This window comes from Streptomyces sp. ISL-12 (assembly GCF_018614415.1).
GTDB lineage: Bacteria > Actinomycetota > Actinomycetes > Streptomycetales > Streptomycetaceae > Streptomyces.
The window spans coordinates 1-16400 of record NZ_JAGGOO010000023.1 but is presented as its reverse complement, the minus strand read 5'-3'; the positions used below and the strand labels follow the sequence as shown (position 1 = coordinate 16400).

General features: G+C 72.4%; 14 protein-coding genes and 1 tRNA gene. 10 read left to right on the top strand and 5 right to left on the bottom strand.

From position 1 onward, the window contains the following. Positions 1–683: 683 nt before the first annotated feature. Complete coding sequence (locus J7I94_RS06735; RefSeq protein ID WP_215165889.1) at positions 684–977, top strand: hypothetical protein; 294 nt, start codon at positions 684–686, stop codon at positions 975–977. Between the two features lie 304 nt (positions 978–1281). Here J7I94_RS06735 and J7I94_RS06730 read toward each other — a convergent pair. Then, positions 1282–1357: transfer RNA gene (locus J7I94_RS06730), tRNA-Arg, on the bottom strand. Between the two features lie 323 nt (positions 1358–1680). On the opposite strand from J7I94_RS06730, the gene J7I94_RS06725 reads away from it, so the two are divergent. The 8 genes from J7I94_RS06725 (at position 1681) to J7I94_RS06690 (ending at position 11189) form a co-directional block, all read left to right on the top strand. Continuing rightward, positions 1681–3288: a dynamin family protein gene (locus tag J7I94_RS06725; RefSeq protein WP_215165888.1), complete on the top strand. Its 1608-nt coding sequence runs from the start codon at positions 1681–1683 to the stop codon at positions 3286–3288. Positions 3289–3291: 3 nt separating this feature from the next. Next, the gene (locus J7I94_RS06720) at positions 3292–5547 is read left to right on the top strand and encodes a YfjP family GTPase (RefSeq protein ID WP_215165887.1); all 2256 of its coding nucleotides are present in this window, start codon (positions 3292–3294) and stop codon (positions 5545–5547) included. Between the two features lie 190 nt (positions 5548–5737). Next, entirely contained in the window at positions 5738–6205 is a 468-nt protein-coding gene (locus tag J7I94_RS06715) for a single-stranded DNA-binding protein (protein ID WP_215165886.1), read from the top strand. A 248-nt stretch (positions 6206–6453) separates the two neighbouring features. Next, a complete protein-coding gene (locus J7I94_RS06710; protein WP_308114506.1) occupies positions 6454–7860 on the top strand; it encodes a TQXA domain-containing protein in 1407 nt (468 codons plus the stop codon). Further along, the gene (locus tag J7I94_RS06705) at positions 7857–8225 is read left to right on the top strand and encodes a hypothetical protein (protein WP_215165885.1); all 369 of its coding nucleotides are present in this window, start codon (positions 7857–7859) and stop codon (positions 8223–8225) included. The genes J7I94_RS06710 and J7I94_RS06705 overlap by 4 nt, the downstream gene beginning before the upstream one ends. A gap of 211 nt (positions 8226–8436) precedes the next feature. Beyond that, on the top strand, positions 8437–10101 hold the full coding sequence (ettA, locus tag J7I94_RS06700; RefSeq protein WP_215165884.1) for an energy-dependent translational throttle protein EttA: 1665 nt from the start codon (positions 8437–8439) through the stop codon (positions 10099–10101). A 6-nt stretch (positions 10102–10107) separates the two neighbouring features. Continuing rightward, positions 10108–10521: a thioesterase family protein gene (locus J7I94_RS06695; protein WP_215165883.1), complete on the top strand. Its 414-nt coding sequence runs from the start codon at positions 10108–10110 to the stop codon at positions 10519–10521. Then, positions 10518–11189 carry a hypothetical protein gene (locus J7I94_RS06690; protein ID WP_215165882.1) on the top strand — a complete coding sequence of 224 codons (672 nt, stop codon included), beginning with the start codon at positions 10518–10520 and terminating at the stop codon, positions 11187–11189. The genes J7I94_RS06695 and J7I94_RS06690 overlap by 4 nt, the downstream gene beginning before the upstream one ends. On the opposite strand, the gene J7I94_RS06685 is transcribed toward J7I94_RS06690, so the two are convergent. Further along, positions 11173–11586 carry a globin gene (locus tag J7I94_RS06685; RefSeq protein ID WP_215165880.1) on the bottom strand — a complete coding sequence of 138 codons (414 nt, stop codon included), beginning with the start codon at positions 11584–11586 and terminating at the stop codon, positions 11173–11175. The two genes, J7I94_RS06690 and J7I94_RS06685, sit on opposite strands and share 17 nt — an antisense overlap. Before the next feature lie 97 nt (positions 11587–11683). Here J7I94_RS06685 and J7I94_RS06680 point away from each other — a divergent pair, with 97 nt between their 5' ends. Then, positions 11684–12661: a methyltransferase domain-containing protein gene (locus tag J7I94_RS06680; protein WP_215165878.1), complete on the top strand. Its 978-nt coding sequence runs from the start codon at positions 11684–11686 to the stop codon at positions 12659–12661. Positions 12662–12673: 12 nt separating this feature from the next. Here J7I94_RS06680 and J7I94_RS06675 read toward each other — a convergent pair whose 3' ends face one another. From J7I94_RS06675 to J7I94_RS06665, 3 genes are all read right to left on the bottom strand, one after another. After that, complete coding sequence (locus J7I94_RS06675; RefSeq protein WP_215165876.1) at positions 12674–14176, bottom strand: FHA domain-containing protein; 1503 nt, start codon at positions 14174–14176, stop codon at positions 12674–12676. Positions 14177–14295: 119 nt separating this feature from the next. Further along, entirely contained in the window at positions 14296–15642 is a 1347-nt protein-coding gene (locus J7I94_RS06670) for a VWA domain-containing protein (RefSeq protein ID WP_215165874.1), read from the bottom strand. Between the two features lie 109 nt (positions 15643–15751). Continuing rightward, positions 15752–16400, bottom strand: a 649-nt coding sequence (locus J7I94_RS06665; RefSeq protein WP_215165872.1) for a PP2C family serine/threonine-protein phosphatase, incomplete at its 5' end; no start/stop codon positions are given.

Sequence of the window (16400 nt, the reverse complement as noted above, 5' to 3'; positions counted from 1 at the left end):
GGAGTCTCCTATGGGTTGGAATGTGTCGCAGTCGAGCTCGGGTGAATTCCCGGAGGGTTCGCCCTCGCTCGGTAGCAATATTCGGCTGTGTTTCCAGCGCGACCAGTCATTGAAACGAACCCGCGGTACGGCGGGTATTGCTCCCACCGGGTGAAGTCGCTACCGGTGGAGCACGGACGTGGTCGTTTCTCGCTCTCCACGATTATCGGAACAGTCGATGCTGGTCTGCGACACTGACGCGATCGGGAGGTCGAGCACTTCGATGTTCACACAGGAAAGGATCTGGGTGTTGTTCTCGAAGCTCGGGGCTCCCTCCTGAGCGTGAACGGTTCCGCCAGGTAGAGCAGCCATGGACGCCGCACACAGCGAGATGGCGGCAATACGAGCGCTCGGCATACCAATCTGTCCTGTCTCGGTCGGGCGGGGCGCTACGGCACGGCACCCCGCGAACGGCGTAAACAGTATGGGGCGTACGGCCGGTTCGGTCGTATAACGCGTCCTTTTCCTGAGCCGCCGTCCGGGATTCACTGGAACGGTAAGTGTGCTGATCGGGAGAGCGGGCCGGATCCGTAATCGGAGGCGCACTTCACTCCGTCGGAGCAAAACCCCCCGGATGGGGCTTCGTTCTTGGAGTAGTCGCGTTGCTGCGGCTCCCCAACACTCCCAACACGGAGGAGAACCCAATGGCTCTCAAGAAGGCTCTCGCCTGCACCTTCACCGCGCTGGCCATGGCCGGTGGCGCTGCCTCCACGGCCGTCGCCGCCGACGACGACTCGGTGAAGTTCGAGAACAACTCGCAGATCCTGAGCTGCGACACCATCGAGGTCATCGACATCCCGATCCTGTCCTCGGCCAACAACAACATGGACTGCTCGAAGAACAACAAGGAGGAGGAGAAGAAGGAGGTCCACATCGTGGACGAGGGCGACAACGCCGCCCAGGCGAACATCTTCCTCAAGAAGCACGAGTACCGCTGACCTGCGGTCGGGGGTTGGCGCAGGTTTCCTGACCAGCCGTTCGCCTTTTCTTTTCCTAGCGGCTCCCGGTGCTGTTTCGGGGGCCGCTTCCGCATGTCCGGCCGAGGCCGGCCACGATCACCTCGGCCGCGAGGGTGCCGGGAGGGGGGCGTCCGCTCGTCGAGTGCGGCGGTGAGGATTTCGGCCGGGCGCCGGGCCTGTCGGCGGCCGACTTCCGGGGCGGATGCCGGTGCTCGCCCCTGAGCCGCACACCGGCATCTCCAGGACGCCGATGACGAGCCGGCCCGAACCGGCGATGGACCGGTGGCGCCCCCGGCAGGACTCGAACCTGCGGCCAAGCGCTTAGAAGGCGCCTGCTCTATCCACTGAGCTACGGGGGCCTGGTGTGGTGGCCTGACGTCGTGGAGCCCGCCGAGCGGACCGATTCAAGACGTTGCCGGGGACAAGGATAGGGCTCCCGGCTCCTCGTCCCTGATGCTTCCCCTCCGTGGCTCGATGTGGAGGTTCGGTGAAGCAGCACCGATAATCGCAGGCGAGTGCGAATCGTGCATCGCTTTCGGCGTCTCACGCATCGGGTGTTGTGCACTCGTTATGCCTGGACTGTGTTCTCGCCCCACTCGCCCCTTCCGCCCCAAGTGTCAGGTCGGCGCGCAGACATACTCATATGCTTCAGAATTCCCCTAAAATTGGGCATTCTTCCCATGTGGTGACCTTGGACGTACGGCCTCAGCTGCTCGACGCACTCTCCGCCCTGCGCGACCGTGTCGCGGCCGCACGCTTCCCGCTGCCCCTGGCGGGGGCGCCACGCGCGCGTGCCAACCGCGACGAACTCCTCGCCCAGCTCGACGACTACTTGGTGCCCCGGCTCAGAGACCCCGAATCACCGCTGCTGGCCGTCGTGGGAGGCTCCACCGGGGCGGGAAAGTCCACCCTGGTGAACTCGCTCGTGGGCAGACGGGTCAGCGAGGCCGGCGTGCTCCGGCCGACGACACGCACCCCGGTCCTGGTCTGCCATCCGGAGGACCACCACTGGTTCAGCGGCATGCGCGTGCTGCCCGACCTCACCCGCGTGTGGGTGCCCCACCAGGACCCCGGCGACGACCTGCTGCTCCCCGGCGAGAACCCCGCGCGCGTCCTGCGCATCGAGACCGCCGACACCCTGCCGCCCGGCCTGGCCCTCCTGGACGCGCCCGACATCGACTCCCTGGTCGCCGACAACCGCACCCTGGCCGCCGAGCTGATCTGCGCCGCCGACATCTGGGTGATGGTCACCACGGCCGCCCGCTACGCCGACGCCGTCCCCTGGCACCTGCTGCGCACCGCCAAGGAGTACGACGCCACCCTGGTCACCGTCCTGGACCGGGTGCCGCACCAGGTGGTCTCCGAGGTGTCCCGGCAGTACGCGGCCCTGCTCACCAAGGCCGGCCTCGGCGACGTACCCCGGTTCACGGTGCCCGAGCTGCCCGAGTCCGCGTGGGGCGGCGGACTGCTGCCCGCCACCGCCGTGGCCGCGCTGCGCACCTGGCTCGTGCACCGGGCGCAGGACCCCGCCGCCCGGCAGCACGTGATGGGCCGGACGGCGTACGGGCTCCTGAACTCCCTGAAGTCCCGGATGCCGGAACTGGCCGGTGCCGCCGCCGCCCAGTACGCCGCCGCCCTGCGGCTCACCTCCGCCGTCGACACGTCGTACGACAGCGAGCACGCGCGCGTACGGGGCCGTCTGCAGTCCGGTGCCGTGCTCGCCGGGGACGCGCTGAAGCGCTGGCGGGCCTTTCCCCTCGACTGCGCACCGGGGGAGCTGCTCGACTCCCTGGTGGAGAGTCTGAGCGCGCTCCTGTTGTGCGCCGTCACCGCCGCCGACGAGCGGGTCGACGAGGCGTGGCGGCGCGAACCGGCCGCCGCCGCCCCCGCCCTGACGGCCGGCGCCCCCGCGCCGGACAGCGCCGAGCACCGTATCGGGCTGGCCGTACGGCGGTGGCGGCGCGAGCTGGAGGAGTACGCCGAGGACGAGGTCCGCGAACTCGACCGGAGCCTCGCACCGGACCCCGAGGTGGTCGCCGCCCTGGTCGCCACCGTGCTGCTCGGCGGGCGCCGGGGGCGGACCGCCGGGGAGTCGCTCGCCGAGCGGATCGGCGTCCACGGCGCGCTGCGGCTGCGGGACCGGGGCGGGAGCCTGCTCACCGAACACGTGGACCGGATCATGCACATGGAACGCGAGCGCCGGCTCGCCCCGCTGGACGCGCTGGACGTCCATCCCGAGCCGCAGGCCGAACTCATCGCCGCGCTGTCCCTACTGCAGAAGGAGAGGTGACCGGTGACCGCCGTCACTGACCAGGACCCCACCGAGCACACCGACCACACGGGGGGCGCGCACCCCCGGGCAGAGGCCGGCCCGAGAGGGAAGGGCGCCGGACGCGCGGGGGCAGCCGGGCGGACGGGGGAGACCGCGTCCGCCGGGGAGCCGTCCGGGACCCCCGGGGAGCCGGACGGCTCCCCAGACACCCACGACGGCGACGACGGCGCCCGCGAGGGCCGCGAGGACCGGAGGGGGCTGCGGGGCCTGCTGCGCAGGGAGGGCTCCGGTGGTGGCGGCACCAGGAGCCGGGCCGCCACCGCACGGCGTACGGAGGAGCGGGGGGAACGGGAGCAGCGGGATCAGCGACAGCAGCGGAGGGAGGAGGAGAGCCGGGACGGACGGGACGGGCCGGGTGCCGAACGGGCGCGACGCCGCGCCGATGGCGGCCGCCCGGCGTCCGGGGCCCCCGGCAAGGCCCGCCGGGACGGCCCCGCGCGCGCGGGTGGCGCGGAGGACGGCGAGGGCGCCTGGGACGACGGACTGATCGCGCGGCGGGTGAACGAGTCCACCGGCGCCGTCGACCTCTTCTCCGCCGACCCCTTCGCCGTCGGTTCCGTCACCTCCGCCGGCTCTGTCACCGAGAGCCGGGCCTCCGGCGGCGCCCCCGCCGTGACCCCGCTCGCCTACGACGGTCCGCTCCGCTCGCGGCTCGACGCGCTGCGCGAGCTGGTCGGGCTGTCGCGCGCCCGCCTGGACAGCAGAACCCTCGCCGAGGCCGGCCGGGTCCTCGACGAGGCCGCCGCGCGGCGCCGGCTCTCCGGACAGCACACCGTCGTCGCCCTCGCGGGCGCGACCGGAAGCGGCAAGTCACAGCTGTTCAACACGCTCGCCGGGGTGAACATCTCGGAGACGGGGGTGCGCCGCCCGACCACCTCCGCGCCCATCGCGTGCAGCTGGAGCGACGGCGCGGCCACCCTCCTGGACCGGCTCGGCATCCCGGGCCGGCTGCGCAGGCGGCCCGTGCAGCAGCCGGGCGTCGACGAGCAGCTGCGCGGTCTCGTCCTGGTGGACCTGCCCGACCACGACTCCGCCGCCGTACAGCACCGCGAACAGGTCGACCGCGTCCTGGCGCTGGTCGACGCCGTCATCTGGGTCGTCGACCCGGAGAAGTACGCCGACGCGGTCCTCCACGAGCGCTATCTGCGCCCGCTGGCGGGCCACGCGGAGGTCACCTTCGTCGTCCTCAACCAGATCGACCGGCTGCCCGGCGAGGCCGCCGAGCAGGTCCTCGACGATCTGCGGCGGCTGCTCGACGAGGACGGCATCGCGCTGGGGGAGTACGGCGAGCCGGGCGCGACCGTGCTGGCCCTGTCCGCGCTCACCGGGGACGGCGTCGGAGAACTGCGCGAACTGCTCGGCCAGTTCGTCGCGGGGCGGGAGGCGCCGGCCCGCCGTATCTCCGCCGACGTGGACGCCGCCGCGCGCCGGTTGCGGTCCGTCTACGTCACCGGGCGGCGCACGGGGCTGAGCGAGGAGGCGCGGGAGGAGTTCGCCGACCGGCTCGCCGACGCGGTGGGCGCCACGGCGGCGGGGGAGGCGGCCGAACGGGCCTGGCTGCGCAACGCCAACCGCGCGTGCGGCACGCCCTGGCTGCGGCTGTGGCGCTGGTACCACGACCGGCGCGAACCTCCCACCGGCCGGCTCCCGCTGCGCGCCCAGGCCGACGAGGAGGCCACGGCCCGCCAGCGTGTCGAACAGGCGGTGCGTACGGTGGCCGACCGGGCGTCCACCGGGCTGCCCGCGCCCTGGGCGCAGGCGGTGCGCGAGGCGGCGGTGCGCGGTGCGCAGGGGCTGCCGGAGGCGCTCGACGAGTTGGCCGCCCGTTCGGGACTGCCGCCGGGACGGCCGCCCCGGCCGGGCTGGTGGCCGATGGCCGTCCTGTCCCAGGCCGCCATGACGCTGCTGCAAGTGGTGGGCGGCCTGTGGCTGCTGGGACAGATCGCCGGCGTCATGTCCCCCAACCTGGGAGTGCCGGTGCTGCTGATGCTGTCCGGGGTCATCGGCGGCCCCCTCATCGAGTGGAGCTGCCGCATGGCGGCCCGCGGCCCGGCCAGACGGTACGGCCAGGAGGCGGAACGGCGGCTGCGGGAGACGGCCGCCGGGTGCGGCCGGGCACGGGTACTGGATCCGGTGGCGGCGGAGCTGCTGCGGTACCGGGAGGTACGGGAGCAGTACGGGCGGGTGACGGGGGCGGGGGTCTCGGTGGGCCGGTAGCGGGGGCGGGGGTCTCGGCGGGCCGGTGGGTTCACCCGTGCGGGTGGCGGAGTTTTCCACAGCCGAGGGGTGGTCCACAGGGCCCGGCGGACCCGGCCCGGCCCGGGCAGTCTGGCCGTGCGGCGATCGCGACGGACGCGATCGCCCCGGCCGTACGGGACAGCCCCGTCGGCAGGGAGGGGTTGGCAAGATGAACGAGACGATGGTCTGCGTGGTGGGCAACGTGGCGACCCGGCCGGTCTTCCGGGAGCTGGCGAACGGCCCGTCGGCACGGTTCCGGCTGGCGGTCACCTCCCGCTACTGGGACCGCGAGAAGAACACGTGGACGGACGGCCACACCAACTTCTTCACGGTGTGGGCCAACCGCCAGCTCGCCACCAACGTGTCGGGCTCGCTGGAGGTGGGGGAACCGGTCATCGTGCACGGCAGGCTGAAGGTACGGACCGACGTGCGCGAGGGACAGAGCTGGACCTCGGCGGACATCGACGCGGTGGCCATCGGCCACGACATGGCACGCGGGACATCGGCCTTCCGGCGGGTGACCAGGCCGGAGACGGCGGCCTCCGCGACGCGTCCCGAGCCCGACTGGGAGACACCGGCGGGCGCGTCCGAGGACCAGGACAGCGCACGGCGCCCGGAACCCGCGGCGGTGACATGACGGGCATGGGGGCGGTTGGCGGCTTATCGGCGGATGCATGCCGGTCGAACCGGGGTGGATTTGTCGATAAGCCCTGCTCACCGGTGGTGTGGCGATAACGATTCCGAGTCGGATCGGTGATCGGACGGCCTCACCGGGAGGCGCGGTGCGCCAGATCTTTAGGATGCCGAACGGGCCCTGTGGGGCCGCTGATTCTGCTGGTGGGACCGTGCCCCCACGCCAACCGGTCCCGCTCGAAGGGGAATTTGGTGCTTGCTTCGCTCACTGACCTGTCCGCGCACCGGCGAGGTGCGGTACGCCTGGCCGCCTCGGCGCTGATGTCCGCGCTCGCCGCCGCCACCACCGTGGTGACGGGCTCCGGCCAAGCCGCCGCTCAGGAGACGGCACGGGGACAGGGCGGCGCGACGGCGACCATGGACGGCCTGAAGACGTACGGCAGCGCCGTGATCCACGACGAGGCGGGAGACCAGGAGGTCTCGGCCGGCCTGTTCGAGATGTCCGTCGAGGGCGGCGGCATGCTGCAGACCTACTGCGTCGACCTCCTCAACCCGACGCAGAAGGACGCCAAGTACCAGGAGACGCCCTGGAGCGGTACCTCGCTGGGCACCAACAAGGACGCGGGCCGCGTCCGCTGGATCCTGCAGAACTCCTATCCGCAGGTCAACGACCTGACGGCGCTCGCGAAGAAGGCGGGCGTCCGGAGCGGTCTCACCGAGGAGGACGCGGCGGCCGGGACCCAGGTGGCCATCTGGCGGTACTCGGACCAGGCGGACGTGGAGGCCGTCGACCCCGAGGCCGAGCGGCTCGCGGACTACCTGGAGAAGAACGCCCGCGACGTGGCCGAACCCACGGCGTCCCTCACGGTCGACCCGCCCGCCGTCTCGGGCCGGCCCGGCGAGCTGCTCGGCCCGGTCACGGTGCACACCGACGCGGGCGGCGCGACGGTGACACCGCCCGCCGACGCCGCCACCACCGGCGTACGGATCGTGGACGGTGACGGCGCACCGGTCACCACCGTCACCGACGGCGCCGAGGTCTACTTCGACGTGCCCGACGACGCGGCGGCCGGTACGGCCGAGTTGACCGTGCACGCCTCGACCACCGTGCCGGTGGGCCGCGCCTTCGCCTCCGAGAGCCGCAGCCAGACCCAGATCCTGGCGGGCTCCAGCGAGTCGACGGTCACGGCGACGGCGACGGCGAACTGGGCGGAGCAAGGCGCCGTACCCGCACTGTCCGCGGTGGAGAACTGCACGGTGGACGGCCTGGACGTCACGACGGTCAACGAGGGCGACGGGGCGTTCACCTTCGAGCTGCTGGACAGCGAGTACACCATCGCCCCCGGCGAGACCCGCACGGTCACCGTCCCGCTCCGGGAGGACCAGCCCTACGACTTCACCATCACCGTGCCCGGCGGCCTGGAACACCGCTTCACCGGCGTCCTGGACTGCCAGAACCAGACCACCACGGCCGGCGACTCCACCCAGACCCTGACCGAGCCCAGCCCCGCCACGACGGACGTCGCCACCCCCGACGTCAACCTCGCCGACACCGGCGGCTCCGAGGTCACCCCCCTGATCGGCGGCATGGCCCTCGCCCTGGTGGCGATCGGCGGCGTGACCCTCTTCGTCATCCGCCGGAAGAACACGGACGCATGACAGCGCCGGACCGCCCGGCACGGCCCGCGGACTTCACCAACGTCCACGACTTCCTCCACGAGGTGCGGCGCCGCCCGGCCATGTGGGTGCCCGGCGGTTCCCTCCAGCACCTGCACTCCATGCTGACCGGCTACCGGACAGCACTGGAGACCCACGACATCACGGAACCCAGCCCCTTCTGGCCCTCCACCGGCACCGAAGCCCCGTTCACCACCTGGCTGCACACCCGCCTCGACCGGAACAGCTCCCTCACCTGGGCGACGGAGATCGAACGAGAGGCGGAGGCGACCGGGGTGCCCGCGATGGGCCTGTTCTTCACCTTCCTCGACGAGTACCTGGCCGCGGATCAGCCTGGCGCCGGATGAGATGAGACGGCTGGTGAAGCCGTCCAGGACGAGGACCCCCGCATGCCCGGCGGCGCCCACGGCGACCCACAGCGGCAGTAGGGCCTCCGGCGTCGCTCGCGAAAGGCCAGGTCACAGCCCCCGCCCGATACACGTTTCCGCCCAGGGCTAGCCGTGCGGCAAGATGGGGTGTATCTGCCCACTGCCTGATTAAGCTGCCGGACGGTTTCTCTTGGCTGAGTACATTTACACCATGCGCAAGGCGCGCAAAGCGCACGGCGACAAGGTGATCCTCGACGATGTCACCCTCAGCTTCCTGCCGGGGGCGAAGATCGGTGTCGTCGGCCCGAACGGGGCCGGTAAGTCGACCGTGCTGAAGATCATGGCGGGGTTGGAGCAGCCGTCGAACGGGGACGCGTTCCTGTCGCCGGGGTACACGGTCGGCATCCTGCTGCAGGAGCCGCCGCTCAACGAGGAGAAGACCGTCCTGGAGAACGTCCAGGAGGGTGTCGCCGAGGTCAAGGGCAAGCTGGACCGGTTCAACGAGATCGCCGAGCAGATGGCGACCGACTACTCGGACGCGCTGCTCGAGGAGATGGGCAAGCTCCAGGAGGAGCTGGACCACGCCAACGCGTGGGACCTCGACGCCCAGCTGGAGCAGGCCATGGACGCGCTCGGGTGCCCGCCCGGGGACTGGCCCGTGAGCAACCTCTCCGGTGGTGAGAAGCGACGCGTGGCGCTGTGCAAGCTGCTGCTGGAGGCGCCCGACCTGCTGCTGCTCGACGAGCCCACCAACCACCTCGACGCCGAGTCGGTCAACTGGCTGGAGCAGCACCTCGCCAAGTACGAGGGCACCGTCGTGGCCGTGACCCACGACCGGTACTTCCTGGACAACGTGGCCGGCTGGATCTGCGAGGTCGACCGCGGCCGGCTGCACGGCTACGAGGGCAACTACTCCAAGTACCTGGAGACCAAGGCCACCCGCCTCAAGGTCGAGGGCCAGAAGGACGCCAAGCGGCAGAAGCGCCTCAAGGACGAGCTGGAGTGGGTGCGCTCCAACGCCAAGGGGCGGCAGGCCAAGTCCAAGGCGCGTCTGGCGCGGTACGAGGAGATGGCCGCCGAGGCCGACAAGATGCGGAAGCTGGACTTCGAGGAGATCCAGATCCCGCCGGGCCCGCGGCTCGGCAACGTCGTCGTCGAGGTGAACAACCTCAGCAAGGCGTTCGGGGAGAAGGTTCTTATCGACGACCTCTCCTTCACTCTGCCGCGTAACGGGATCGTCGGGGTCATCGGGCCCAACGGTGCCGGTAAGACGACGCTGTTCAAGATGATCCAGGGGTTCGAGGAGCCGGACTCCGGCTCCATCAAGGTCGGCGAGACCGTCAAGATCTCCTACGTCGACCAGAGCCGCGAGAACATCGATCCGAAGAAGACGCTGTGGGCCGTCGTCAGCGACGAGCTGGACTACATCAACGTCGGGCAGGTCGAGATGCCGAGCCGGGCGTATGTGTCCGCCTTCGGCTTCAAGGGCCCTGACCAGCAGAAGCCGGCCGGCGTGCTCTCCGGTGGTGAGCGCAACCGGCTGAACCTCGCGCTCACCCTCAAGCAGGGCGGCAACCTGCTGCTCCTCGACGAGCCCACCAACGACCTGGACGTCGAGACGCTCAGCAGCCTGGAGAACGCGCTGCTGGAGTTCCCCGGGTGCGCCGTGGTCGTCTCCCACGACCGGTGGTTCCTGGACCGGGTCGCCACGCACATCCTCGCCTACGAGGGCGAGTCCAAGTGGTTCTGGTTCGAGGGCAACTTCGAGTCCTACGAGAAGAACAAGATCGAGCGGCTGGGTGCCGACGCCGCGCGTCCGCACCGCGCCACCTACAAGAAGCTGACCCGGGGCTGATCGATCTTGCGGCACATCTACCGCTGCCCGCTGCGCTGGGCGGACATGGACGCGTACGGTCACGTCAACAACGTGGTCTTCCTGCGCTACCTGGAGGAAGCCCGGATCGACTTCCTGTTCCGCCCGGACAAGGAGTTCAAGCAGGGGTCGGTGGTGGCCCGCCACGAGATCGACTACAAGCGCCAGCTCGTCCACCGGCACGCCCCCGTGGACATCGAGCTGTGGGTCACACAGATCCGGGCCGCGTCCTTCACCATCGCCTACGAGGTGAAGGACGGGGACCAGGTCTACGTCCGCGCTTCCACGGTCATAGTGCCGTTCGACTTCGAGGCGCAGCGGCCCCGCCGGATCACCGCCGAGGAACGCGAGTTCCTGGAGGAGTACCGGGACGACGAGAAGGAGGAGGCCGTCGCCGCATGACGGTGCTCCATCTGGCCGACGAGGGGGAGGCGGCGGACCTCGCCGCCTTCCTCTCCCGGCTGCTCCACTACGACCGCGGTGCCGCCGTGCGCCTCCAGGCGTCCGGCACCGCGCTCGCCGTCTTCGGCCGGCCGCCGTCCTTCGAGGTGCTCGCGATCCGCGCGGTGCGGCTGGCCAAGCCGTACGAGGACGGGCTCGACGACGCGCTGGACGTGACCGTCTCGGCCGGTGAGCTGCTGGAGGCGGTGGAGGACAAGGCCGCCACGGCCGCCGTGCCGCGTGCGGTGACCGGGCCGCCGTGGGCCGGGGTGCTGCCGCCGCGCGGGGGCTGGCGGGCCGAGCCGGGGCTGCCGGCCCTGGACGCCCTGCGGGCCCTCGTCGCCGCCGGGATCGCGGAGTTCCGGGCGCGGACCGGCGAACTCGGCGCGGAGCGGCGTACCCGGGCCGAGTTCGACCGGATCGGCGGGGACATCTGGTCCCGCACGGTCGCGGGCACCCGGCTGCCGGTCCGGGCCGTGCACGCCGCCCAGTCGCTGGGCTTCCTGCGGGGCGAGGGCGGCCTCGCGCTGGTCTCCTCGGGGGCGTGGCTGCGGCTGCGCACGCCCTACGGATCCGTCGCCGTCCGGCGGGCGGGCAGCGGCACCCTGGGGATCAGCCCGGCGCGTTGACCATCGACGCCGCCGCGTACGTCAGGTACTTCCACAGGGTCTGCTCGTGCTCCTCCGACAGGCCCAGCTCGTCCACGGCGTCCCGCATGTGCTTCAGCCAGGCGTCGTGCGCCGCGCGGTCCACGGTGAAGGGGGCGTGGCGCATCCGCAGCCGGGGGTGGCCCCGGTTGTCGCTGTACGTCGTCGGGCCGCCCCAGTACTGCATCAGGAACAGCGCCAGCCGCTCCTCGGCCGGGCCGAGGTCCTCCTCGGGGTACATCGGCCGCAGCAGCGGGTCGCCGGCCACCCCCTCGTAGAAGCGGTGGACCAGCCGGCGGAAGGTCTCCTCCCCGCCGACCTGCTCGTAGAAGGTCTGCTCCTGAAGCGTGCCGCGCCGAATCTCATTCACGTCCCCCATGGTCTCAGACGGCCGGAACCAGGACTCGGGTCCTACGACCTGCTGTGGAGAGACCTGCTGTGGAGAGACCTGCTGGGAAGAGACCTACTGTGGAGACATGGGCAGCGGCGGCATGGACGAGCTCGCCGCCTCGGCGCGGGCCGCGCTGGTGCGGGAGATCGAGCTGAGCGGCGCCTGGGCCGGCGACCCGGTGTGGCGGGCGGCCTTCGAGGCGGTACCGCGCCATCTCTTCGTGCCGTACTACTACGTCGGCGCCGTCGGCGGCTACGAGCGCCGCTGGGACGGGCACCCCGACCCGGCGGCGCGCGAGCGCTGGCTGCGCGGTGCCTACGTCGACACCCCGCTGGCCACCCGGCTGCGCGACGGCGAGCTGCTGTCCTCCAGCAGCCAGCCGTCGCTGATGGCGCTGATGCTGGCCGAGCTGCGGGTGGCGGACGGCGACCGGGTGCTGGAGATCGGCGCCGGGACCGGTTACAACGCCGCCCTGCTCTGCCACCGGCTCGGCGACGACAGTCTGGTCACCACCGTCGACCTGGACCCGGAGATCACCGAGTCCGCCCGCCGGCACCTGGACACCGCCGGGTACCACCCGGCCGTCGTCACCGGCGACGGGGCGCGCGGCGTGCCCGAGCGCGCTCCCTACGACCGGATCATCGCGACCTGCGCGCTGCCCGCCGTACCGCGGGCCTGGGTCGCGCAGTGCCGGCCCGGGGGGCGCATCCTGACGCCGCTGGCCACCGGGCTGGTGGCGCTCACCGTGCGGGACGCCGGGCACGCCGAGGGGCGGTTCCTGAGCACGCCCGCCTACTTCGTGCCGCTGCGCGGCGGCGAGCGGGCCGCGGAGCTGCCGGCGCCGGGCCTGAGCGGCATACCGCGCCGGGCCCGGGACGACGACCGGTTCCGCTTCCTGCTGGCGCTGACCCGGGGCGGCCTCGACCCGCAGGAGGCGTACGCGCTGTGGGAGCGGGAGGACGCACCGCCCCGGGAGCGCTACGGCGTCACCGTGGGCAGCGACAACTCCTGGGCGTGGCTGGACGATCCGGAGGGGCCGTACGTCTGGCCCCTCCCGGCCTGATCCGGGCCCCCGTCAGCCCCGGCGGATGGTGATCGTCGTCCAGGCGCCCACGTGCACCCGGTCGCCGTCCTGGAGCGGCACCGGCACGTACGGCTGGATGGGCTCCTCGCCGCCGTTGACCGTCGTGCCGTTGGTCGAGTTCTGGTCGACCACCGCCCAGCCGCCGTCCGGCTGCTGCACCAGGATCGCGTGCTGGTGCGAGACGCCCGGGTCCTCCGGCGGCACCGACAGGTCGATGTCGGGGGTGTCGCCGGTGGAGTGCCGGCGGCGGCCGATCGTCAGCTGGTTGCCGGTCAGCGGGCGCTGCTGCTCGGGCGAGTACGCGGGCAGGTTCAGGCCGGCGGCCTCGGGGCCGGAGCGCTGCATCATCGCCATGAAGTAGTCGCGGTCCGGGCCGATGGTCGCCGTCCAGGGGCCCTGTGACTGGGGCGGCTGGGGTGCCTGGGGCGGTTGCGGCTGTTGGGTCTGCTGCGGTTGTTGAGCCTGTTGCGGCTGCTGCGGGTAGCCGTAGCCGGGCGGCGGTGGGGGCGGGGCCTGGTGGCCGCCGGGCTGCGGGTAGCCGTAGCCGTTCTGGCCGCCGGGGCCACCAGGGCCTGCCTGGGTGCCCGGGCCGTTCTGGCCGCCGCCGGGTGGGGCGATGCGCCAGTCGTCGTCACCGCCGCCGAAGGACGGGCCGCCCTGCTGGGGCGGGCCGCTCGGCTGCTGCCGGTTGCTCTCCTGCGGGAACGCGGGAGCAGGCGGCGGGGGAGGGGGCGGGGCGGACGGCCCGGCCTGCTGCTGCCACGGGGCCGGGGGGCCGCCCGGGGTCGTGGCGCCGGGGCCGGTGCCGTGCGGGCCCGCGCCGGGCCGGCCCTGCGAGCCAGGGCCCTGGGGGCCGGGGCCGCCGGGGCCGTTCGGTCCGCCTGGGCCGTTGTTCGTACCGCCCGGTCCGCCGAAGTCGTTCGTGCCGCGAGGGCCGCCGGAAGCGTCAGGTCCGCCGGACCCGCTCGCACCGCCGGGGCCGCCCGGCCCTCCAGGCGCGCCGGGCGGCGGGCCCGGTGGGGGCGGGACCGGGCGGGACGGGTCGGAGCCGGGCGGGCTCTGCGGGATCGGCTCGGCGGGGCGGTTGATCTGCGACGGGCGGGAGCCGTGGTACTCCGGCGGACGCGCACCCGGATAGGAGTCGCCTCCGCCACCGTAGGACGGGGGCGGAGGGGGCGGGCCCGGCTGCTGCTGGAAGTGGGGCGGCGGGCCGGAGGAGGGGCGCGGGGCGGCCGGGGTGTACGAGGTGGCCGTGTTGGTGAGGAAGTTCCACCGGCACTCCTCGCAGAACGGAGCGCCGCCCTCCCGGGGCGTACGGCACTGCGGGCACAAATCGGGGCCGGCTCCGGGGCCGCCGGGCGCCGCCGGCGGGAATCCGTAGCCGCCCGCCGGCGGCGGCGGGGGAGGCGGCGGCACGGCACCGGCCATGCGGTGACCGCAGACCTCGCACCAGTCGTCGGAACCCGACTGGTGTCCGTTCGGGCAGGTCGGCATGTCGGCGCGTCCCCCTCTCCTCGCAGGTCCCGCTACAGCGGTACGTACGGCACTGTGTCTGTGCTTCTTCGGCACTTCTTCAGTGCTTCTTCGGTACTTCTTCGGTACTTCTTACTTCTTCACTTCTTTACACGAACAGTCTTTGTGGACCGGGTCTCGAGAGTCATCTCGTCGGCCTCCTCGACCTTCGCCTTCAGTCGCACAGTACCTGCCGCGGCGTCGACCACGTCCACCACCTTCGCAAGCAGTTTCGCAGTATCCGCGTTCCCGGAGGAGCCCGCGAGCTGAACCGCGCGGCCCAGTTTGGCCGTCGCTCCGTCTACATCTCCCGCTTTGCGCAGTTCCAACCCCTGTTGGATGGCCTGGGCCAGTTCCGCCTGCCCGGTGTAGTGGGCGACCTGGGGGTTGATCGAGGTGGAGGCGGTCAGGTCGTCCGTCCACACGGCCCGTACGAGACCCTGGGCGCCCAGGTCGCGGACGCCGCCGTCGGGCCGGGGGACGACCAGGGACACCCGGGCGGCCAGCATCTCCTGGCCCAGGCCGGCGGGGGAGACCTCCACGCAGACGTGGTAGTCGCGGGACTCGTCGCCCCAGGAACCCGTGGGATAGTCGCCCGCCCGCGCGGTCGCCTCGGTGCGCCGGCCGGTCAGGTCCTCGACGGCCGGGGCGACCTGCTTGACGAACTTCACCGTGGAACCGGCCGGGGTCCACAGCCGCAGGGCGACGTCCGCGACCTCCTTGCCCATGGCCGTCTCCATCATGCGCGTGAAGTCGGCGGCGAGACCGGCCGGGTCGGCGACGATGTCGGCGGTGCCGAGCAGCGCGGAGGAGACCGCTGTGAGTTCTTTCACTTCCCAGTCGGTGCCCACGCCCCGGGCGTCGCAGGTGAACCGCCCGGCGCAGGCGTCCAGCGTCGCCTTCAGGTCCTCGGGCGACTCGTGCTCGTTGCGTCCGTCGGTGAGCAGGATGCCGTGCCGGATGGCGACGTCCGCCGAGGACAGCAGCCGGTCGGCCAGTCGCAGCCAGGTGCCGATGGCGGTGCCGCCGCCCGCGCTGAGCTTGCGCAGGGCGAGCTTCGCCTGCTCCCGGGTGGTGGCGTCGGCGACCGCGAGGCGCCCGCCGCCCGGGTAGACCTCCTTGGCCACGTGCGTGCCGCCGATCACGCAGAAGTGCACGCCGTCGCGCAGGGTGTCGATCGCGGCGGACGTGGCGTCCCGGGCGTTGCGCATCTTGGTGGGCGGGTAGTCCATCGAACCCGAGCAGTCCACCATGACCGCCACGGCCGCGGACGGGCCCTGGCCGGGCGCGTACAGGTGGGGCGCCGCGACCGCGCCGCCGACGGTGCCGCCGCCGGTCGCGGTCACCGTGACGATCGCGTCGACCTCGCGTCCGCCCTCGGGCAGGTACTCGTTCTGGTACACGTCCACCGAGAAACGCGGTGCGTTCGACTTCGAGAAATTGGCCATGCCGGTTCGCATCCCCCTCGACAGCGCCCCCGCCGAGGGCGGGGACGTGACGGTGAGCGGACCGCCCCCTGCGGTCCGCGAGGCCCCCGTGCGCGTACTTTGTCCGGCCTCAGGCCGATCCTGCCCCCTGCGGCGGGGCGGGGAACGGCACCACTGCCACTGTTACGTTGTCGTGGCCCCCGCCGTCCAGGGCGTGGCCGACCAGAACCCGGGCGCTGTGCAGGGGGCGCGCGGCGGCGTCCGGCGGGACGACCTCGGCCATCTCCTGGGCCGACTCCGCGTAGTTCCACAGGCCGTCCGTGCAGACCACGACCACGCCGGGGCGGTCCGGCTTGAACGAGGCGGTGTGCGGCTCCAGTTCGTAGGCGTCCGCGCCGAGCCAGCCGGTGATCGCGTGGGCGCGTTCGTCGGCGTACGCCTCGGCCTCGCTCATCAGGCCCGCGGCGACCATCTGGGCGGCCCAGGAGTCGTCCTCGGTCAGCCGGGCGGCCGGCGCGGAACGGTCGGACGGCACCCAGTAGACGCGGCTGTCGCCGACCCAGCCGACGACCAGCAGTCCGGCGGTGACGACGGTGCCGACCAGGGTGCAGGCCGGGGCGTTCTGGTGCGGGGAGTGCTCCCGGGCGACGGCGGGGTCGCCGGCCAGGGAGTCGACCGCGTGCGCGGCGGCGACGATCGCGTCGTGCATCGCCTGCTGCGGGTGGGTGCCGCGCGGCAGGGCGGCGAGCAGCGTCTCGCTGGCCGCGCGGGACGCGGCG